Origin of the sequence: Streptomyces sp. WMMB 322, from assembly GCF_900090145.1 — a bacterium.
Lineage (GTDB): Bacteria > Actinomycetota > Actinomycetes > Streptomycetales > Streptomycetaceae > Streptomyces.
In genome coordinates this window covers 320,647-338,381 of record NZ_FMHI01000005.1, presented here as the reverse complement: position 1 = coordinate 338,381, position 17,735 = coordinate 320,647, and the positions used below count along the sequence as shown (strand labels likewise).

Annotated in this window: 17 protein-coding genes and 1 pseudogene; 15 read left to right on the top strand and 3 right to left on the bottom strand. The window is 73.0% G+C overall.

All coding sequences use genetic code 11. The features are described 5' to 3' along the window. Window positions 1–12: 12 nt before the first annotated feature. From H180DRAFT_RS11340 to truA, 3 genes are all read left to right on the top strand, one after another. Entirely contained in the window at window positions 13–1,035 is a 1,023-nt protein-coding gene (locus tag H180DRAFT_RS11340; RefSeq protein WP_055485885.1) for a DNA-directed RNA polymerase subunit alpha, read from the top strand. Between the two features lie 206 nt (window positions 1,036–1,241). Beyond that, window positions 1,242–1,790 carry a 50S ribosomal protein L17 gene (rplQ, locus tag H180DRAFT_RS11335; RefSeq protein ID WP_055485884.1) on the top strand — a complete coding sequence of 183 codons (549 nt, stop codon included), beginning with the start codon at window positions 1,242–1,244 and terminating at the stop codon, window positions 1,788–1,790. Window positions 1,791–1,941: 151 nt separating this feature from the next. Continuing rightward, entirely contained in the window at window positions 1,942–2,826 is an 885-nt protein-coding gene (gene truA / locus H180DRAFT_RS11330) for a tRNA pseudouridine(38-40) synthase TruA (protein WP_055485984.1), read from the top strand. Window positions 2,827–2,870: 44 nt separating this feature from the next. On the opposite strand, the gene H180DRAFT_RS11325 is transcribed toward truA, so the two are convergent. After that, the gene (locus H180DRAFT_RS11325; RefSeq protein WP_254665977.1) at window positions 2,871–3,713 is read right to left on the bottom strand and encodes a hypothetical protein; all 843 of its coding nucleotides are present in this window, start codon (window positions 3,711–3,713) and stop codon (window positions 2,871–2,873) included. 1,064 nt (window positions 3,714–4,777) lie between these two features. On the opposite strand from H180DRAFT_RS11325, the gene rplM reads away from it, so the two are divergent. From rplM to glmM, 3 genes are all read left to right on the top strand, one after another. Then, complete coding sequence (gene rplM, locus H180DRAFT_RS11320; RefSeq protein ID WP_055485882.1) at window positions 4,778–5,221, top strand: 50S ribosomal protein L13; 444 nt, start codon at window positions 4,778–4,780, stop codon at window positions 5,219–5,221. Between the two features lie 42 nt (window positions 5,222–5,263). Further along, a complete protein-coding gene (gene rpsI, locus H180DRAFT_RS11315; RefSeq protein WP_055485881.1) occupies window positions 5,264–5,767 on the top strand; it encodes a 30S ribosomal protein S9 in 504 nt (167 codons plus the stop codon). 419 nt (window positions 5,768–6,186) lie between these two features. Next, on the top strand, window positions 6,187–7,545 hold the full coding sequence (gene glmM / locus H180DRAFT_RS11310) for a phosphoglucosamine mutase (protein ID WP_055485880.1): 1,359 nt from the start codon (window positions 6,187–6,189) through the stop codon (window positions 7,543–7,545). A gap of 49 nt (window positions 7,546–7,594) precedes the next feature. Here glmM and coaA read toward each other — a convergent pair whose 3' ends face one another. Then, window positions 7,595–8,551: a type I pantothenate kinase gene (coaA, locus tag H180DRAFT_RS11305; protein ID WP_055485879.1), complete on the bottom strand. Its 957-nt coding sequence runs from the start codon at window positions 8,549–8,551 to the stop codon at window positions 7,595–7,597. A 178-nt stretch (window positions 8,552–8,729) separates the two neighbouring features. On the opposite strand from coaA, the gene H180DRAFT_RS11300 reads away from it, so the two are divergent. The 8 genes and pseudogenes from H180DRAFT_RS11300 to H180DRAFT_RS11260 all read left to right on the top strand — a co-directional run bounded on the left by H180DRAFT_RS11300 (window position 8,730) and on the right by H180DRAFT_RS11260 (window position 15,855). Beyond that, entirely contained in the window at window positions 8,730–8,990 is a 261-nt protein-coding gene (locus H180DRAFT_RS11300; protein WP_254665976.1) for a hypothetical protein, read from the top strand. Window positions 8,991–9,034: 44 nt separating this feature from the next. Continuing rightward, window positions 9,035–9,727: pseudogene (locus tag H180DRAFT_RS11295) on the top strand (glutamine--fructose-6-phosphate aminotransferase); the annotation flags it as partial. Window positions 9,728–9,822: 95 nt separating this feature from the next. After that, complete coding sequence (locus tag H180DRAFT_RS11290; RefSeq protein ID WP_055485877.1) at window positions 9,823–10,191, top strand: holo-ACP synthase; 369 nt, start codon at window positions 9,823–9,825, stop codon at window positions 10,189–10,191. 93 nt (window positions 10,192–10,284) lie between these two features. Further along, window positions 10,285–11,748, top strand: coding sequence for a bifunctional ADP-dependent NAD(P)H-hydrate dehydratase/NAD(P)H-hydrate epimerase (locus H180DRAFT_RS11285; protein WP_055485876.1), 1,464 nt, complete (start codon window positions 10,285–10,287; stop codon window positions 11,746–11,748). 401 nt (window positions 11,749–12,149) lie between these two features. Further along, on the top strand, window positions 12,150–13,271 hold the full coding sequence (gene alr, locus H180DRAFT_RS11280; RefSeq protein ID WP_055485982.1) for an alanine racemase: 1,122 nt from the start codon (window positions 12,150–12,152) through the stop codon (window positions 13,269–13,271). A 148-nt stretch (window positions 13,272–13,419) separates the two neighbouring features. Next, window positions 13,420–14,778, top strand: coding sequence for an alpha/beta fold hydrolase (locus H180DRAFT_RS29095; protein ID WP_254665986.1), 1,359 nt, complete (start codon window positions 13,420–13,422; stop codon window positions 14,776–14,778). Window positions 14,779–14,849: 71 nt separating this feature from the next. After that, on the top strand, window positions 14,850–15,425 hold the full coding sequence (gene tsaE / locus H180DRAFT_RS11265) for a tRNA (adenosine(37)-N6)-threonylcarbamoyltransferase complex ATPase subunit type 1 TsaE (RefSeq protein ID WP_055485874.1): 576 nt from the start codon (window positions 14,850–14,852) through the stop codon (window positions 15,423–15,425). Between the two features lie 160 nt (window positions 15,426–15,585). Further along, window positions 15,586–15,855, top strand: a complete 270-nt coding sequence (locus tag H180DRAFT_RS11260; protein ID WP_055485873.1) for a hypothetical protein — start codon at window positions 15,586–15,588, stop codon at window positions 15,853–15,855. Window positions 15,856–15,990: 135 nt separating this feature from the next. On the opposite strand, the gene H180DRAFT_RS11255 is transcribed toward H180DRAFT_RS11260, so the two are convergent. Then, window positions 15,991–16,557, bottom strand: coding sequence for a hypothetical protein (locus H180DRAFT_RS11255; protein ID WP_074466740.1), 567 nt, complete (start codon window positions 16,555–16,557; stop codon window positions 15,991–15,993). Between the two features lie 443 nt (window positions 16,558–17,000). On the opposite strand from H180DRAFT_RS11255, the gene tsaB reads away from it, so the two are divergent. Beyond that, window positions 17,001–17,693 (top strand): tRNA (adenosine(37)-N6)-threonylcarbamoyltransferase complex dimerization subunit type 1 TsaB, encoded by a 693-nt coding sequence (gene tsaB, locus H180DRAFT_RS11250; RefSeq protein ID WP_055485871.1) that lies wholly within the window; start codon window positions 17,001–17,003, stop codon window positions 17,691–17,693. Window positions 17,694–17,735 lie beyond the last annotated feature (42 nt).

The following is a 17,735-nucleotide window of genomic DNA, read 5'->3' as shown; positions in this document are numbered from 1 at the left end:
AGGCATCACCACATGCTGATCGCTCAGCGCCCGTCCCTGACCGAAGAGGTCGTCGACGAATTCCGCTCACGGTTCGTGATCGAGCCGCTGGAGCCGGGCTTCGGCTACACCCTCGGCAACTCCCTGCGTCGCACGCTCCTCTCCTCGATTCCCGGAGCCGCTGTCACCAGCATCCGGATCGACGGTGTCCTGCACGAGTTCTCGACCGTGCCGGGTGTCAAGGAGGACGTCACCGACCTCATCCTCAACATCAAGTCCCTGGTCGTCTCCTCGGAGCACGACGAGCCGGTCGTGATGTACCTGCGCAAGCAGGGCCCCGGCCTGGTCACCGCCGCGGACATCGCGCCGCCGGCCGGTGTCGAGGTGCACAACCCCGACCTGGTCCTCGCCACGCTCAACGGCAAGGGCAAGCTGGAGATGGAGCTGACCGTCGAGCGCGGCCGCGGCTACGTCTCCGCCGTGCAGAACAAGCAGATGGGCCAGGAGATCGGGCGCATCCCGGTCGACTCCATCTACTCGCCGGTGCTCAAGGTCACGTACAAGGTCGAGGCGACCCGTGTCGAGCAGCGCACCGACTTCGACAAGCTGATCGTCGACGTCGAGACCAAGCAGGCCATGCGGCCGCGCGACGCCATGGCCTCGGCCGGCAAGACCCTGGTCGAGCTCTTCGGCCTGGCCCGCGAGCTGAACGTCGACGCCGAGGGCATCGACATGGGTCCGTCCCCGACGGATGCCGCGCTCGCCGCCGATCTGGCGCTGCCGATCGAGGAGCTGGAGCTCACCGTCCGTTCGTACAACTGCCTGAAGCGCGAGGGCATCCACTCCGTGGGCGAACTCGTGGCGCGCTCCGAGGCGGACCTGCTCGACATCCGCAACTTCGGCGCGAAGTCGATCGACGAGGTGAAGGCGAAGCTCGCCGGAATGGGCCTCGCCCTGAAGGACAGCCCGCCCGGATTCGACCCGACGGCCGCCGCCGACGCCTTCGGCGCGGAGGACGACACGGACGCCGGCTTCGTCGAGACCGAGCAGTACTGACCCTCGCCGAGCGGTTCTGATCCACGGGGTCGCATCACGCGGCCCCGTTGCCCCGGCCGGGAATCCGCCCGGCCGGGCCCCGCCGGTCCCGCCGGTCCCGCCGGTCCCGATGGGCCCGAGGGGACACCCATTCCGGTACCTGATACGGCCGGAACTGCCACCGGTACCTGATACGGCCGGTGCAGGAACACAGAAGGAGAAGCACGATGCCGAAGCCCACCAAGGGTGCCCGCATGGGCGGCAGCGCCGCGCACCAGAAGGCGATGCTGGCGAACCTCGCCACGGACCTTTTCGAGTACGGGCGCATCACCACCACCGAGGCGCGGGCACGTCGGCTGCGTCCCGTCGCGGAGCGTCTGATCACCAAGGCCAAGAAGGGCGACCTGCACAACCGTCGCCAGGTCATGCGCACGGTCACGGACAAGAGCGTGGTCCACACCCTCTTCACCGAGATCGGTCCCCGCTACGAGAACCGGCCGGGTGGCTACACCCGCATCACCAAGATCGGTAACCGTCGGGGCGACAACGCGCCCATGGCCGTGATCGAGCTGGTGGAGGCCCTGACCGTGCAGCAGCAGGCTGTCGGCGAGGCCGAGGCCGCGACCAAGCGGACGGCGAAGGACGCAGCGGCCAAGAAGGCGCCTGCCGAGAAGGCCGCCGCGAAGAAGGAGTCCGAGGAGGCAGCGGCCGAGGCCGATGCCGCACCCGAGGCCGAGGGCGGCGAGTCCGCGGCCGAGGAGTCGAAGGACGCCTGACACTCGTGGAGCTCGTGAGCGGGCCCGTTCCCTTCGGGGAGCGGGCCTGTTCGTTCTTCACAGGGAGAGGAACTGGAGGATCGGCCGCGTGACGGACGTGACGGACGCGGAGAGCGGGACCTTCGTGACGGACGCGGAGAGCGGGACCTTCGTGACGGACGCGGTGGAGCCCGGCATGGTGAGGGTGCGGCTCGACCTGAGCTACGACGGCAAGGGCTTCTCCGGCTGGGCCCGGCAGCGGGGCCGGCGGACCGTGCAGCAGGAGATCGAGGACGCGATCCACGTGGTCCTGCGCCTCGGTCAGCGGGAGAAGGCCACGCCGGTGGACCTGACCGTCGCGGGGCGAACGGACGCAGGAGTGCACGCACGGGGGCAGGTCGCACACGTCGACCTGCCGGAAGAGGTATGGGCCGAGCACAGCGGACAGTTGCTGCGGCGCCTTGCCGGACGGCTCCCGATGGACGTGCGCGTGTGGCGGGTCGCCGCGGCGCCCCCGCATTTCAACGCCCGCTTCTCGGCGATCTGGCGACGCTACTCGTACCGTGTGAGCGACGATCCCGGCGGCGTCGACCCGCTGCTGCGCTCGCACGTGCTCTGGCACAACTGGCCGCTCGACGTCGACGCGATGAACGCCGCAGCCGGGCATCTGCTCGGCGAACACGACTTCGCGGCGTACTGCAAGCGGCGCGACGGTGCGACCACCATCCGCACGCTCCAGCAGTTGCACTGGCGGCGGCACGACGACGGCGTGCTGGAGGCGACGGTCAAGGCCGACGCCTTCTGCCACAACATGGTGCGCTCGCTGGTGGGGGCGATGCTGTTCGTGGGTGACGGACACAGGCCCCCTCAGTGGCCGGGGGATGTGCTGGCCCGGCAGGTACGGGACTCGGCGGTCCACGTCGTACGGCCGCACGGGCTGACACTGGAAGAGGTCGGATACCCGCCGGACGGGGAGCTGGCGGCGCGCAACCTCGCGGCGCGCAACAGGCGTTCGCTGCCCGGCGGAGGTGCGGCGGCCACTGCCGGCTGCTGCTGAACTGCCGGTCCCACGGCTGCTGTTGAACTTCCTGGGCGCGCCGGCTACTGCTCGACGGAGGCCTCCGCCTGCTCCTTGCCGCGCTTGAGGATGCGGGCGTAGGCGTACGTGGAACCGTCGCGGCCCGCCTGCTCCGCCTGGGTGTCGGACTCGGTGGAGGGCTTGCCGTTGGTGCGGCCGGAGATCGTGAAGTAGGCATACCGCCCGAAGGAGTTGGCGGTCGTACGGCAGGTGACGGTGCGGCAGAAGTCGGGGACGCCGCCGCCCTTCAGCGCGACGAGGTTGGGCTTGTACTGCTTCTTCACCTTGGCCGCCGTCTTCGCGTCGTCGAAGACCGCGATGCCGACGGTGACGCCGAGCCCGCCGCGGGTGTAGGTGGCCCGGAAGAGGCTCTTGCAGCCGTTGTCACTGAGCACCGTTCCGAGCCCCGCGTGGGCGGCGTCGGTGCAGCCCTTGCTCGTATCCGTCGAAGCGCGCTTGTACGGACGGCCGTTGATGCTGACGCGCTTGGCGGGGAAGAGCGTGCCGACGTTGAGCGGGGCCTTGTCGGTCTTGGCGTCGGAGACGAAGTCGCGGGGCGGGGGCGGTGGCGGCGGCTCGTCCTTGAACGTCGGTTCCGGCTGGCCCGCTGTGCTCGACGGCAGATCCTCGGGGGTGGGGAGCGTCTCCGAAGGCTTGTCGGAAGCACGGCCCCCGCTGCCCCCCTCGTTGACCACCGCGACGGCGACGATGCCGGCCACGACGACCGTGGCGAGCGCGCCGGCACCGGCAATCATCCAGCGGCGCTTGCGCGCGCGCTCCCGCTCCGTCTCTTCGGCGAGCGCGCCCCAGTCGGGAGTGGAAGAACCGCCGGGACCCTCGCCGGGTCCACCCTGCCCAAAGCTCATGGGCGCATCATATTCGGTTGGTTGCGGGGGATCGCCACCGCGAGTACGCGCCCGTCGGCCGCCCTGGAGCGGCGCCTCCCGAGCACTTCCTCCCCCGCGGGCGGGGTTGCTCTCCGGTCTCCCGTCCCCGGCCGGGGACGGCGTTCGGGTCGCCCCGACGGGGCCGAGCGAGGCGGGAAGGCGAGGCCTGCCGCCGCACCCGGTCCGGCGTGAACTGCGGGCGTCCGGCGGCATCTTGCCGGGCCCGTGCTTTTGCCGGCTCCGACCCGCAACCGCCCGCCCCGGTCCCGTGATAGTCCCCGCCCGCCCGGGTCCGCCGCAGAGGACGCAGAGAAGGCGGACGCAGGGGGCGGACGCAGCCCAACTGGCCGTCACAGTGGCGCACTCCGACGACCGGGACACTCAACTGCCGTACGCACAAGCCACCTTCGGCCGGCCCGGAGGCGCCCCGCGGCCGGGCCCCGGTCCCGATTGCAGGGCCCGGCCCTGGGCGCGGACGGTGCCGCCAGGGAAGGGCGGTGCTCTCGGGGAAGGGCGGTGCCCTCGGGGAACGAAAGGGGCTCCTCGGGAGAGGCGGGGGACCGTGAGGACGAACGGGGCGAGCGCCCACGCCGAGCAGCCCCACGCCGGGCGCGTGCCGACGCGCGGTGGGTCGCGGCCGAGCGGCCGCCCCGAACGCGCGGTCGTCGCCGGGCCGGGGGAGGCCGGTGGGGTTTCGCGACGGTGAGTCGGAGCCGGTCACATGGCGTGCGTGGCCCGCTTTGACCCGTACGGGTGCGCCCCGGTAAGCTGCCGGTTCGTTGTGTGTATTGGCTTGCTCATTCTCACGTGGGAGGGCCTTACACCCGGCCCATCGGCCGATGACCAGCGATCAGCACCAGCGGCTCGCGTCACCGTAGTGCGGTCAAGGCTGTCGTGATCTGCCAGGGCCTTGTCAGGACCTTTCCCGTGGCCCTCCGGGGCATGGGGAGACCCCGTCCTCTGGCCCTGCGGGCCCGGAGACCCGTCCCCTGGCCCCTGGCGGGCCTGGGGAGACCCCACTAGAAGAAGCGAAGGCTACGACAGTGCGTACGTACAGCCCCAAGCCCGGCGATGTAAAGCGCCAGTGGCACGTCATCGACGCGCAGGACGTTGTCCTGGGCCGTCTGGCCACCCAGGCCGCCACCCTTCTCCGGGGCAAGCACAAGCCGGTGTACGCGCCTCACGTCGACACCGGTGACTTCGTCGTCATCATCAACGCCGACAAGGTGCACCTGTCCGGCAACAAGCGGACCCAGAAGATGGCCTACCGCCACTCCGGCTACCCGGGTGGTCTGCGGTCCGTCCGCTACGACGAGCTTCTGGAGAAGGACCCCGCGAAGGCCGTGGAGAAGGCCGTCAAGGGCATGCTCCCGAAGAACACCCTGGGCCGCCAGATGCTCTCGAAGCTGAAGGTGTACGCGGGTGACCAGCACCCGCACGGCGCCCAGCAGCCCGTGCCGTTCGAGATCAGCCAGGTCGCGCAGTAAGTCCGGCCACCAACCCGATACAGAGAGAAGTTGAGGAGAATCGTGGCCGAGACCACTGCTGAGACCCCCGTAGAGGGCGTCGAGGAGTACACGTCCGAGACCCCCGAGGCGCCGGAGGAGTTCACCTCCGAGTCGCTCGCGTCCCGCTTCGGCGACCCGCAGCCGGCCGCCGGCACCGGGCGCCGCAAGAACGCCGTCGCCCGCGTCCGCATCATCCCGGGCAGCGGCAAGTGGAAGATCAACGGTCGCACCCTCGAGGGCTACTTCCCCAACAAGGTGCACCAGCAGGAAGTCAACGAGCCCTTCAAGGTGCTCGAGCTGGACGACCGCTACGACATCGTCGCCCGCATCAACGGCGGCGGCATCTCGGGCCAGGCGGGCGCGCTGCGCCTCGGTGTGGCCCGTGCGCTGAACGAGGCGGACACGGACAACAACCGCGGCCCGCTCAAGAAGGCCGGCTTCCTCACGCGTGACGCTCGTGCCGTCGAGCGCAAGAAGGCCGGTCTGAAGAAGGCCCGTAAGGGCACGCAGTACAGCAAGCGCTGACGCGCCGCGTCGGCTGCGCTGTTCACAGCAGCGATACGGACCGCCCCGGGGGTACGAAACCGTTCCCCCGGGGCGTTCGTCTGTGAGGATGACGGGCGCGGGGCGGGCGGGTCACGCGGGCGGTGCACCGGTGTCGCCCGGGGTGGCATGCCTGCTGCGTGCAGTCGGTATACAACGCGTGGCGACGGGCACCTTTGGTGAGTGCGGGCGGCGCGTGGGCGTGCCGGGCGCGGGTGAGAGCGGAAGGCCGGGGCGCGGCGGATACCTTGCACGGATGAGGGCGGGCTCGGCTTTCCCGTCAGGACCGGGTGGTGTCCGGTTCGTGTTCGCCTCTTATGCGGCTTGTATACAGCTCGTATCCGGTCGGGAGCCGCCCTCGGCCCGGTACTCGGACTCGACTCGGACTCGGAGGAACCACAGTGGGACGACTCTTCGGAACGGACGGTGTGCGCGGTGTCGCCAACGAGGGGCTGACCGCCGAGCTGGCGCTCGGCCTGTCGGTCTCGGCGGCGCATGTGCTCGCTGAAGTGGGCTCGTTCGAGGGGCACCGGCCGGTGGCCGTGGTCGGACGGGATCCACGTGCGTCCGGGGAGTTCCTGGAGGCCGCGGTCGTCGCGGGTCTGGCGGGCGCCGGCGTCGACGTACTGCGCGTGGGTGTGCTGCCCACCCCGGCCGTCGCCTATCTGACGGGCTCACTCGGTGCCGACCTCGGCGTAATGCTCTCCGCGAGCCACAACCCCATGCCCGACAACGGCATCAAGTTCTTCGCGCAGGGCGGCCACAAGCTCGCCGACGAGCTGGAGGACCGCATCGAGGCGCTGTACCGCGAGCACGGCACGGGCCAGCCCTGGGAGCGTCCCACGGGCGCCGCGGTCGGGCGCGTGCGCGACTACGACGAGGGGTTCGACAACTACGTGGCCCACCTCGTGGGTGTGCTGCCGAACCGGCTCGACGGGCTGAAGGTGGTCATCGACGGGGCGAACGGCGCGGCCTCCCGGGTCTCCCCGGAGGCGTTCGCGCGCGCCGGTGCCGAGGTGTTCACCATCGGCGCCGACCCCGACGGGCTCAACATCAACGACAACTGCGGCTCGACGCATCTGGACGGGTTGCGTACGGCCGTCGTGGAGCACGGGGCCGACCTCGGTGTGGCGCACGACGGCGACGCGGACCGCTGCCTGGCCGTCGACGCCCGGGGCGAGGTCGTCGACGGCGATCAGATCCTCGCCGTGCTCGCCCTGGCCATGCGCGACTCGGGGCACCTGCGCAAGGACACCGTGGTGGCCACGGTCATGTCCAACCTCGGCTTCAGGCTCGCCATGGGCCGTGAGGGGATCGAGGTGCTGCAGACGGCGGTCGGTGACCGCTACGTGCTGGAGGAGATGAAGCGCGGCGGATACGCGCTGGGCGGCGAGCAGTCCGGGCACGTGATCGCGCTGGACCACGCCACCACCGGCGACGGAACGCTGACGGGGCTCATGCTCGCCGCACGCGTCGCCGCGACCGGCAAGTCCCTCTCGGAGCTGGCGAACGTCATGGAGCGCCTGCCGCAGGTGCTGATCAACGTGCGGGACGTGGACAGGAGCCGGGTGGACACCTCCGCAGAGCTGGCTGCCGCCGTGACGGACGCCGAACGGGAGCTGGGCGGGACGGGCCGGGTGCTGCTGCGCTCGTCGGGCACCGAGCCCCTGGTGCGGGTGATGGTGGAGGCCGCCGACAGCGAGCAGGCCGAGTCCGTCGCGGGCCGCCTGGCCGACGTGGTGAAGAGTTCGCTGGGCTGAGCGCGCGGGAGGGCCCGGGCGGCGCCGCGACGGGACATGCCCGGGCCCTTCACAGCTTCCGCAGCGAGAGCCGCCGGACCTTGTGGTCCGCGCCCTTGTGCAGTTGCAGCGTCGCCCGGCCGCGCGTGGGCGCGATGTTCTGCCGCAGATTGGGCTCGTTGACGGTGCGCCACGTCCGGCGCGCGAACTCCAGCGCCTCCTCCTCCGTCACCTCCGTGTAGCGGTGGAAGTAGGAGCGCGGATCCTGGAAGGCGGTCTCCCGCAGCGCGCGGAAGCGGTTCAGGTACCACTCCTCGATGTCGCTCGTACGGGCGTCGACGTAGACGGAGAAGTCGAAGTAGTCGGAGACGGACAGGCGGGTGCGGCCGTCCCGGCCGGGCAGCGCGGGCTGGAGCACGTTCAGCCCTTCGACGATGAGGATGTCGGGCCGCCGTACGGTCAGCCGCTCCCCGGGAACCCGGTCGTAGACGAGGTGCGAGTAGACGGGCGCCGTCACCTCCGGCTTGCCCGCCTTGACGTCGGCGACGAAGCCGAGCAGCGCGCGGCGGTCGTAGGACTCGGGGAAGCCCTTGCGGGACAACAGGCCGCGCTCCTCCAGTTCGGCCGTCGGCAGCAGGAAGCCGTCGGTGGTGACCAGTTCGACGCGGGGGTGCTCGGGCCACCGGGCGAGCAGCGCCCGCAGCAGCCGGGAGACCGTGGACTTGCCGACGGCGACGCTGCCCGCGACTCCGATCACGAAGGGGGTTCCGAGCCGAGCGTCCTCCCGCCTCCGGCCGGCGTCGCCGAGGAAGGTGTTCACCGCGGAGCGCAGCCCGTGCGTGGCCGCGACGTACAGGTTGAGCAGGCGGGAGAGCGGCAGGAAGACCTCCCGTACCTCGTCGAGGTCGACGACGTCGCCGAGGCCGCGCAGTTCCTCGACCTCGGCGGCGTTCAGGGGCAGCGGCGTGCGTTCGCGCAGAACGCTCCATTCGGCACGTGAGAGATCCACGTAGGGCTTCGTCGGCACGGGATCATTCTCCGCCGTTCTTGTGGCCTGAATCAGGCGGGGGGAGGGTGCGGAACGCCCGGCGGGGGACGATTGAGGTGCATGCCGGAGAGACCGGAGCGACCTGCACGGATCTTCCGTGAAAACGGGATGTGCAGACGGTGTACGTGCGGGGGTCGGTGCCATTACGTTTCCTGCCATGTCCCTCCGCATCGGCCGCATGAGCCTGAAGCACCGCATACGAAGACGATCCCCCCTCGCCCAGGCGCCTCCCGACCGGGACTTCGCCGCCCGCATACAGGGCGATCTGGCACTGGACTACCTGCCGGACGAGGACCTCGCCGAGGACCTGACGGAGAGCCTCGACATGTACGTGCTGGGCAGCAAGCCGCGGTGTGAGGAAGCCGAGTACCTGGAGCTGGTCGAGGACGCCATAGAGCGCATCGCCCGGGGCAGCTGAGCGCCCGCCGCCGCCCGGCCGCGTCCACGCTCTAGGGTGCTCGCATGTGCGGAATCGTTGCGTACACGGGAGGGCGTTCCGCCCTTGCCGTTCTCCTCGACGGACTGCGCCGGCTCGAGCCACCGGACTACGACTCGGCCGGGATCGCCCTGCTCGTCGACGGCGGACTGGCCGCGGCGAAGAAGGCGGGGACGTTCGGCGACGTGCGGGAGGAGCTGCGGGTCCGTCCCCTCCCCGCCGCCACGACGGGGATCGGGCACATCCGCCGCGCCACGCTGGGGCCGCCCACGGACGTCAACGCGCATCCGCACATGGACGGTTCGGGCCGCGTCGCCGTGGTCCAGAACGGCGACATCACGGGTCACGACCGGTTGCGGCGCGAACTCGCCGCCCGCGGCCACGAGTTGGTCTCGGAGACGGACACCGAGGCCGCGGCGCACCTGCTCGCCGAGCACTACTCCTCCTGCGGCGACCCGGCCGAGGCCATGCGCCAGGTCTGCCGGCAGCTCACCGGTACCTTCGCCCTGGTCGCCGTACACGCAGACGAGCCCGAGGTGGTCACGGGCGGGTGCGCCGGGCTGCCGCTCACGGTGGGAGTCGGCGACGGGGAGACGTTCCTGGCGTCCCACGCCGCCGCGTTCGCACCGCACACACGGGAAGCGGCCGGTGTCGGCGACGGCCGGGTGGTCACGGTGCGTCCCGAGGGCGCCTGGGTCACCGACCTGGACGGTGTGCCGGTGGACCCGGTTCCGTACGACGTGCGGGCTGCCGGCGCCGGCGAGCCGGTCACGCAGCGAGGGCGGGACGAGGACGAGACCGTCGGGGGTGCCGGGTGATCGTCGGGGTCGGCATCGACGTGGCCGCGGTCGACCGGTTCGGCGAGGCGCTGGAGCGCACCCCGACGCTGGCCGAACGGCTCTTCGTGGACGCCGAGTTGTGGCTGCCCGGCGGCGGGAGGCGAGGCGTGGCGTCACTGGCCGCCCGCTTCGCCGCGAAGGAGGCCCTGGCCAAGGCGTTGGGGGCGCCGGGCGGCCTGAGCTGGACCGACGCCGAGGTCGTACAGGCCGATTCGGGCCAGCCGTCGCTGCGGGTGCGCGGCACGGTGGCGGCACGTGCCGAGTCGCTGGGCGTGCGGGGATGGCACCTGTCGCTGTCGCACGACGCGGGGATCGCCTCCGCCGTGGTGATCGCCGAGGGGTGACCTCCGGGGAGGGACGGCGTCTCCCGCCGCTCCCGGTGAGCCCTCGTCACCTTCGTGTGGTCCGCCCCGCTGGTGCGCCGTCAGACTGGGGGCATGAGGACTGCTTACAGCGTGGAGACCGTACGGGCGGCAGAGCGGGAACTGATGGGTCGCCTTCCCGACGGCGTGCTGATGCAGCGCGCCGCGGCCGGCCTCGCGGCCGCCTGCACGGGAATGCTCGGACGGACGTACGGCAGCCGCGTCGTGCTGCTCGTCGGCAGTGGGGACAACGGCGGCGACGCCCTGTTCGCCGGAGCACGGCTCGCCCGGCGCGGAGCCGGAGTGAGCGCCGTACTGCTGTCGCCCGAGCGGGTCCACGAGGGCGGCCTGGCGGCTCTGCGGGCGGCAGGGGGGCGGGTGCTGGTCGCTCCGGGAGCCGCCGTGGAGGGCGTCGCGGTGCCGGTCGAACCGGTCATCGCGGGTGCGGACCTCGTCGTGGACGGGATCGTCGGGACCGGGGGCAAGGGCGGCCTGCGCCCCGCGGCGGTGGAGCTGGTGGAAGCGGTCCGCTCGCCGGTCGTGAGCGTGGACCTGCCCAGCGGCGTCGACGCGGACACCGGTGAGGTGCCGGGCGTGGCCGTACGGGCCGACGCGACGGTGACGTTCGGTGCGTACAAGCCCGGGCTGCTTCTCGACCCCGCACGCGAGTACGCGGGGGCGCTGCGGCTGGTCGACATCGGGCTCGGCCCGTACCTCGAGGGGCGCCCGGCGGCGGAGGCCCTTCAGCACGCCGACGTGAGCGGTCTGCTGCCCCGGCCGGGAGCGGAGAGCGACAAGTACCGGCGCGGAGTCGTCGGGGTCGTCGCCGGGTCGGCGCGCTACCCGGGGGCGGCGGTGCTCGCCGTTTCGGGGGCGCTGCGCGGCGGGGCGGGAGCCGTGCGCTACGTGGGGCCCGCCGCCGACGCCGTGATCGCCAAGCACCCGGAGACGCTGGTGTCCGCGGGCCCGCCGAGCAAGGCGGGACGCGTCCAGGCGTGGGCCGTCGGGTCGGGCCTGGGGGAGGACCGGGAGCGGCTGGACGACGTGCTGTCGGCGGAGGTGCCGGTGCTCATCGACGCCGACGGGCTGCGGCTGGCGGACGAGTCGGCGCTGCGCGGACGTACGGCACCGACCGTGCTGACGCCGCACGCCGGGGAGGCCGCCGCGCTGCTCGGCTGGGAGCGCGGCGCGGTCGAGGCGCGCCGGCTCGCGGCCGTGCGGGAGCTGGCGGACCGCACCGGCGCGACGGTGCTGCTGAAGGGGTCGACGACGGTCGTTGCCGGGCCCGGCGGCGTGCGCGTCAACCCGACGGGCAGCGGCTGGCTGGCGACCGCGGGCACGGGCGATGTGCTGTCGGGGCTCATCGGTTCGCTGCTGGCCGGGGGTCTGGACGCGCTGGACGCGGCTTCCGCCGGGGCGTACGTGCATGGTCTGGCGGGACGGTTCGCGCCGCGTCCGGCGGGTGCCTCGGACGTCGCGGAGGCGTTGACGGCCGCGTGGCGCGATCTGCTGCGGGACGGTGCGCCGACGCCTGCGTGATGAGTGCGTACGGCCCGCCATCGGCCCTCCGCCCTCGGTCCCCCGGCCCTCTCGGCGAATGCCCGGGGATGCTCACTCCCCGCCCCGCCGTGCCGTGCCGTGCCGCGCCGCGTCCGCAAGCGGTTTTCCCGTCCCCGCACGGCGGTTCACCGCGGAAACCGGGACGGGACGGAGAAAGGCCGTACCTGTCCACCTGAGACACTGGCACAGTGAACGACCGCTCCGGCCCCACCGCTTTCTCAGCGTCGCCCCCCACGGCTTTCCCGGCGCCGCACGGCACCGGTGTCTCCGCGACGGGCGGCGCTGCCCCCTCCGGGACGGGTGACGGCGCCCCCTCCGGGACGACCGGCACTGCGTCTTCGGCGCCGACCGGCGCCGAGGCTTGCCGCGCCCGCGCCGAGATCGACCTCGACGCCGTGCGCGCGAACGTCCGCACGCTGCGGGCCTGCGCGCCGCGCGCGGAACTCATGGCGGTCGTGAAGTCCGACGGTTACGGCCACGGAGCCGTGCCCTGCGCCCGCGCAGCGCGCGAGGCGGGCGCGTCCTGGCTGGGCACCGCGACGCCGCAGGAGGCACTGGCGCTGCGCGCCGCCGGGGACACGGGCCGGCTGATGAGCTGGCTGTGGACGCCGGGCGGGCCGTGGCAGGAGGCCGTCGAGGCGGACATCGACGTCTCGGCGAGCGCGCTGTGGGCGCTGGAGGAGGTCGTGGCCGCGGCCCGCAGGAGCGGCCGTACCGCGCGGGTGCAGCTCAAGGCGGACACCGGCCTGGGGCGCGGCGGCTGCCAGCCCGCCGAGTGGCCGGGCCTCGTCTCCGCCGCACGCGCGGCCGAGGCCGAGGGAGCCGTGAAGGTCACCGGCATCTGGTCGCACTTCGCATGCGCCGACGAGCCGGGGCACCCCGCCAACGCCGCGCAGCTCGACGCCTTCCGCGAGGTGCTCGCGATGGCGGAGCACGCGGGTCTCGACCCGGAGGTGCGGCATCACGCCAACTCGCCCGCGACGCTGACCCTGCCCGAGTCCCACTTCGACCTCGTACGGCCGGGCGTCTCCGTCTACGGGCTCTCGCCGTCCCCGGAGGTGGGGGTGGCGGCGGAGCTGGGGCTGCGTCCGGCGATGACGCTGAGCGCGTCGCTCGCCCTCGTCAAGGCGGCACCCGCCGGTCACGGTGTCAGCTACGGGCACACCTACCGCACGCCCGGTCCGACCACCCTCGGGCTGGTGCCGCTCGGCTATGCGGACGGGGTGCCCCGGCACGCCTCCGGAACCGCGCCGGTGCTGGCCGCGGGCAAGTGGCGGACGGTTGCGGGGCGCGTGGCGATGGACCAGTTCGTGATCGACCTCGGCGGGGACGCGGCCTCGGAGGGCGACGACGTCGTGCTCTTCGGCCCGGGCGAGCACGGGGAACCGACGGCGGAGGACTGGGCACGCGCGGCGGGCACCATCTCGTACGAGATCGTTACGCGCATCGGCACCCGGGTACCACGCATCTATACGAACGAACGGGCGAATACGGGGGGTTGAGTGGATGGCTGCCGTCGTGGAGGCCGAGGAGGTCGCGGACGCCGCGGCCCGCGCCGCCGAAGTGATCACGCCCGGCGGCCGCCGGGGTTGGGGCCGGAGGGCCGGACTCGCCGGCGCGACGCTCGGACTCGTCGCGGCAGGCGTCGCGATGGAGCGCATGACGGTCAACCGCGGGGTACGGCGCAAGGCCCGCCTCGCCCTGGACGCCTCCGGACCGTACGGCTCCCTGCGCGGCACTCCCGGCACCGCCCGCGCGGACGACGGCACGGAGCTGTACTTCGAGACCGACGACCCCGAGTCGTACGAGGACGCGCCCGACTCCGAGGCCGGCGCCGTCCCCGGGCGGGGCTCACGAGGGCCGGCCCGCCGGGACCGCCGGAGCACCGCGGACGGTCCGGCACCGGCGGCAGCCCGTACCGCTGCCGCCGCGGCGGCGGGTGACGGAGTCGGCGGCCCGACGGTGGAGCCCGTGCGCATCGACGCCGGGAGCAGTCGGGGCGGCGGGACCGACGACGGCGACGCCCTGACCGGGGGCCCGCCCGCCCCGCACCGCAGCCGCCTGATGCGTATGCTCCGACGCCGCTCCGGGCCGTCGCACGGCGCGGACGGCGGGGAGGGCGCGCACGGCGCGCACCCCGCACACAGGGCCTCGCGGAAGACGGTGCCCGCAATGCCCACGGTCGTCTTCACCCACGGCTACTGCCTCAGCCAGGACGTCTGGCACTTCCAGCGGGCCGCCCTGCGCGGCGCCGTACGCACCGTCTACTGGGACCAGCGCAGCCACGGCCGCTCCGGCCGCGGCCCCGTCGGCGAGGCGGTGACGATGGACAGGCTGGGCCGTGACCTGAAGACCGTGCTGGACGAGGCCGTCCCGGAGGGGCCGATCGTCCTCGTGGGCCACTCGATGGGCGGCATGACGCTGATGGCGCTCGCCGACCAGTACCCGGACTTCGTCGCCGAGCGCGTCACCGGCGTCGCCCTGATCGACACCAGCGCGGGGGGCCTCGGCGAGGTGACGTACGGACTGCCGCTTCCGTCCGCGGGCCTCAAGGCCGTCCGGAGGGCGGTGCCCGGCGTGCTCAGGGCGATGGTCGCGCAGAGCGCCCTGGTCGAACGGGGCCGACGGGCCACCGCCGACCTCTTCGCCGGACTGGTCAAGCGTTACTCCTTCGGGGACGGGCCGAACGTCGACCCGGGGGTGGCACGCTTCGCGGAGCGCCTGCTCGAGTCGGTGCCGATCGATGTGGTCGCGGAGTTCTATCCGGCGTTCGAGGCGCACGAGAAGACGGCGGCGCTCGCCGCGTTCGACGGGTGCGCCGCGCTCGTGCTCGCCGGGGAGCGGGACCTGCTCACGCCGTACGCGCACAGCGAAGCCATCGCCGCCGCACTGCCCTCGGCCCGGCTGCGGATCCTCGAGAGGACCGGCCATCTGTCGATGCTGGAGCGTCCGCACGAGGTGAACGAGGCGCTGGCACAGCTGATCACCTGCGCCGTGACCGGCGACTGAGACGTCCGCGCAGGCGCACGCCGCCGCAGCCCGTCACGGGGCACCGCCCGGCGCGCGTACCATCCGGACGCATGGAAGCACCACAGTCCCCGGCGGCGTCCGAGCCGCTCGCCGCCCGGCGCACCACCCTCGTTCCGACGCCCGAGCGGATGCAGGAGGTGGGACGGCGCATCGCCGGCCTGCTCGGCCCCGGTGACCTCGTACTGCTCACGGGCGAACTGGGCGCGGGCAAGACCACGCTGGCACGCGGTCTCGGTGCCGCGCTCGGAGTGCGGGGCGACGTCACCTCGCCGACCTTCGTCATCGCGCGCGTGCATCCGCCGCTCGGTGACGGGCCGCCGCTCGTGCACGTGGACGCGTACCGGCTGGGCGGGCACGGTCTGGAGGGAATGGACGACCTGGACCTCGACGTCTCGCTGCCGGAGTCGGTTGTGATCGTCGAGTGGGGCGAGGGAAGGGTCGAGGAACTCTCCGAGGACCGGCTGCACGTGCTGATCGAGCGCAGGAGCGGCGGACACACGGACGCCGCCCCGCTCGGCGGCACGGACGAGGGCGGGGACGAGCGCGCCGCGGACGACGAGCGGACCGTGACGGTCACCGCCGTCGGCGAGCGCTGGCGCGGGGTGGATCTCTCCGTCCTCGGCTGACGTTCCAGCAGGCAGAACCCGTCCGGCCACATTCCGACAGGGTGTCGGCAAGATGTTGCACGGGCGCTGCCGGGCATGGTCAGATGGTCCGGAGAGCGGGTTAGGTCTGCCTCACTTGGCGCCACTCGACCGCCCGCCCAGGAGCCACGGGGAGGATCCCATGCCCGCCGAAGACCGAGTGCGGAAGCCCGGCACGCTGCCGTCGGCTCCGGAGGAGACGGGCGTTTCGATGAGTGCGCTGCTCGCGTCCTGCGCGGCGGCGGACGCGGTCTCGACCCCGCCGCCGGACGCCACCGGGCACGCCATGCACGCCGGGCACGCCCGGCACGCGGAACACGCGAAGCCGGTGACGACGGACGCCGACGCCGACGAGGGCTCCGCCGATGCAGCCGCAAGCCCCGGGCCGCACCGCGGCCGGGACGCCGCCTGAGCGGGACGTGCCGGGCGTGAAAGCCGTCTGAGCGGGACGTGCCGGGCGTGAAAGCCGTCTGAGCGGGACGTGCCGGGCGTGAAAGCCGTCTGAGCGGGACGTGCCGGGCGGGGAAGCCGCCGTGGGTGCGCCGCGTCAGCGGACCACTACGACCTTCGTGCCGATGGTGGCGAACAGCCACATGGCCTCGCCGTCCGCCCGTCGCTCCCGGATCCCGCCGGTCTGCTTCTGCGGGTCGGCCTCCGGGAACGACCCGTCGAGCGCGGAGCTGAAGCCTATGGTCGTTCCCTGGCTGGTCGCGAAGCGCACCACGTTCTCCACCGGAACTCCGTCCGAGCCGGTCACGTGCGGCGCGCGGGATTCGACCTTGTAGGTCCCCGGTTTCGGGTCGACGGAGCTGGGCGCCACCCGGAAGGTGCGCTTCACCTCCTGATCCGGGCCCATCAGCCAGACACGGTCCCGGTCCAGGTCGTACACGACCCGCTCGCCTGTGCCCGAGAACGCGGGGAGGTTGGTCTCCCGCTTCTTCTTCTCGCGCTCCGCCTGACCCCCGGAACCGCCGCGGGAGTCGGAGGAGCCGGAGGAGCCCGCCTTGTCGCGGTCCTGCGCGGCGCTCGCCTGGTATGTGAAGAAGCCGATGACGGCGAGGGCCGCCGCCGTAAGGGCGGCCACTACCGCTCCCGCGCTGCTGCCACGTGCCACCGTGCGCCGCCACCTCTCCGAGTCCGCATTTCGCAGCGTCGACGGTAGCAGCAGGGGGTGCGGAGCGGACCCGAGCGCCGGGCGTGCGGGAGCGGCATCTGCCCGCGACCGGGGGCGAGTCGGGGACCCCGGAGCGCTGGGGCCGCGCTTCCGGCGAGTGCGCGGCGGTCCCGGCATCCCTTTCCCGGCATCCCCGTCCCGGCATCCCCCTCCGCCGGTGAGCACCGCACCGCTCCGGGACGGCACCGCTCCGGGACGGCCGGCCTCGCCGGAGGCGCCCGGCGCCGCGCCTGCCCGTGACCTCGCGCCTGTGCCCCCGCGCCCGTGCCCCCGCCCGCACCTGAGCCCTCACGCCCGTGCCCTGGCATGCGGTGAGTCACCCGAAAGCGTCCCGCACGGCACCCCGGGACCGGCGGCCGCGCGTTCGCCGTAGGCTGGCTACCGTGCTGCTGCTAGCTCTCGACACCGCCACTCCCGCCGTCACCGTCGCGCTGTACGACACCGACGGTGACCGCCTCCTCGCGGCCTGCGACCAGACCGACGCCCGTCGCCACGGCGAGCTGCTGCTGCCCTCGGTCGACCGGGTGCTGCGCGAGGCCGGCCACCCGCTCCAGGACGTCGACCGCATCGTCGTCGGTATCGGCCCCGGTCCGTACACGGGGCTGCGGGTCGGGCTGGCGACGGCCGAGTCCTTCGGCGCCGCCCTCGGGGTACCGGTGCTCGGCATGTGCACGCTCGACGGCATCGCGTACGCCTCCGGGCTGGAGACCCCCTTCGTCGTGGCGACGGACGCCCGCCGCAAGGAGGTCTACTGGGCGCGGTACTCCGACGCCCGGACCCGCCTGGGAGACCCGTCAGTCGACCGTCCCGGCGAACTGCCCGCGGACGTCACGGCGATGCCCGCCGTGGGTGCCGGGGCACGGTTGTACGAGGAGATCTTCAGGGGGGCCCACCAGGCCGCAGGCCCAGGGGGCCTGCGCACGGATCTCCCCCTCGACCAGTCCGCCGCGGCGCTCGCCTGCCTCGCCGCCGAGAGGCTCGCCAAGGGCGAGGAGTTCCCGCCGCCCAGGCCGCTCTACCTGCGCCGTCCCGACGCCCGCGTGCCCGCCAACTACAAGGTGGTCACGCCGAAGTGACCCGGACCGCCGCCGAGGACCGCCGCGGGGGCAGCGCCGGTG

What these genes read in the sequence shown, in the direction of transcription:
- H180DRAFT_RS11340 (WP_055485885.1), top strand. Translation starts at nt 13, where the DNA reads ATGCTGATCGCTCAGCGCCCGTCCCTGACCGAAGAGGTCGTCGACGAA.
- rplQ (WP_055485884.1), top strand. Translation starts at nt 1,242, where the DNA reads ATGCCGAAGCCCACCAAGGGTGCCCGCATGGGCGGCAGCGCCGCGCAC.
- H180DRAFT_RS11325 (WP_254665977.1), bottom strand. Translation starts at nt 3,713, where the DNA reads ATGAGCTTTGGGCAGGGTGGACCCGGCGAGGGTCCCGGCGGTTCTTCC.
- H180DRAFT_RS11300 (WP_254665976.1), top strand. Translation starts at nt 8,730, where the DNA reads ATGTCCCTCCGCATCGGCCGCATGAGCCTGAAGCACCGCATACGAAGA.
- H180DRAFT_RS11285 (WP_055485876.1), top strand. Translation starts at nt 10,285, where the DNA reads ATGAGGACTGCTTACAGCGTGGAGACCGTACGGGCGGCAGAGCGGGAA.
- H180DRAFT_RS29095 (WP_254665986.1), top strand. Translation starts at nt 13,420, where the DNA reads ATGGAGCGCATGACGGTCAACCGCGGGGTACGGCGCAAGGCCCGCCTC.
- tsaE (WP_055485874.1), top strand. Translation starts at nt 14,850, where the DNA reads ATGGAAGCACCACAGTCCCCGGCGGCGTCCGAGCCGCTCGCCGCCCGG.
- H180DRAFT_RS11260 (WP_055485873.1), top strand. Translation starts at nt 15,586, where the DNA reads ATGCCCGCCGAAGACCGAGTGCGGAAGCCCGGCACGCTGCCGTCGGCT.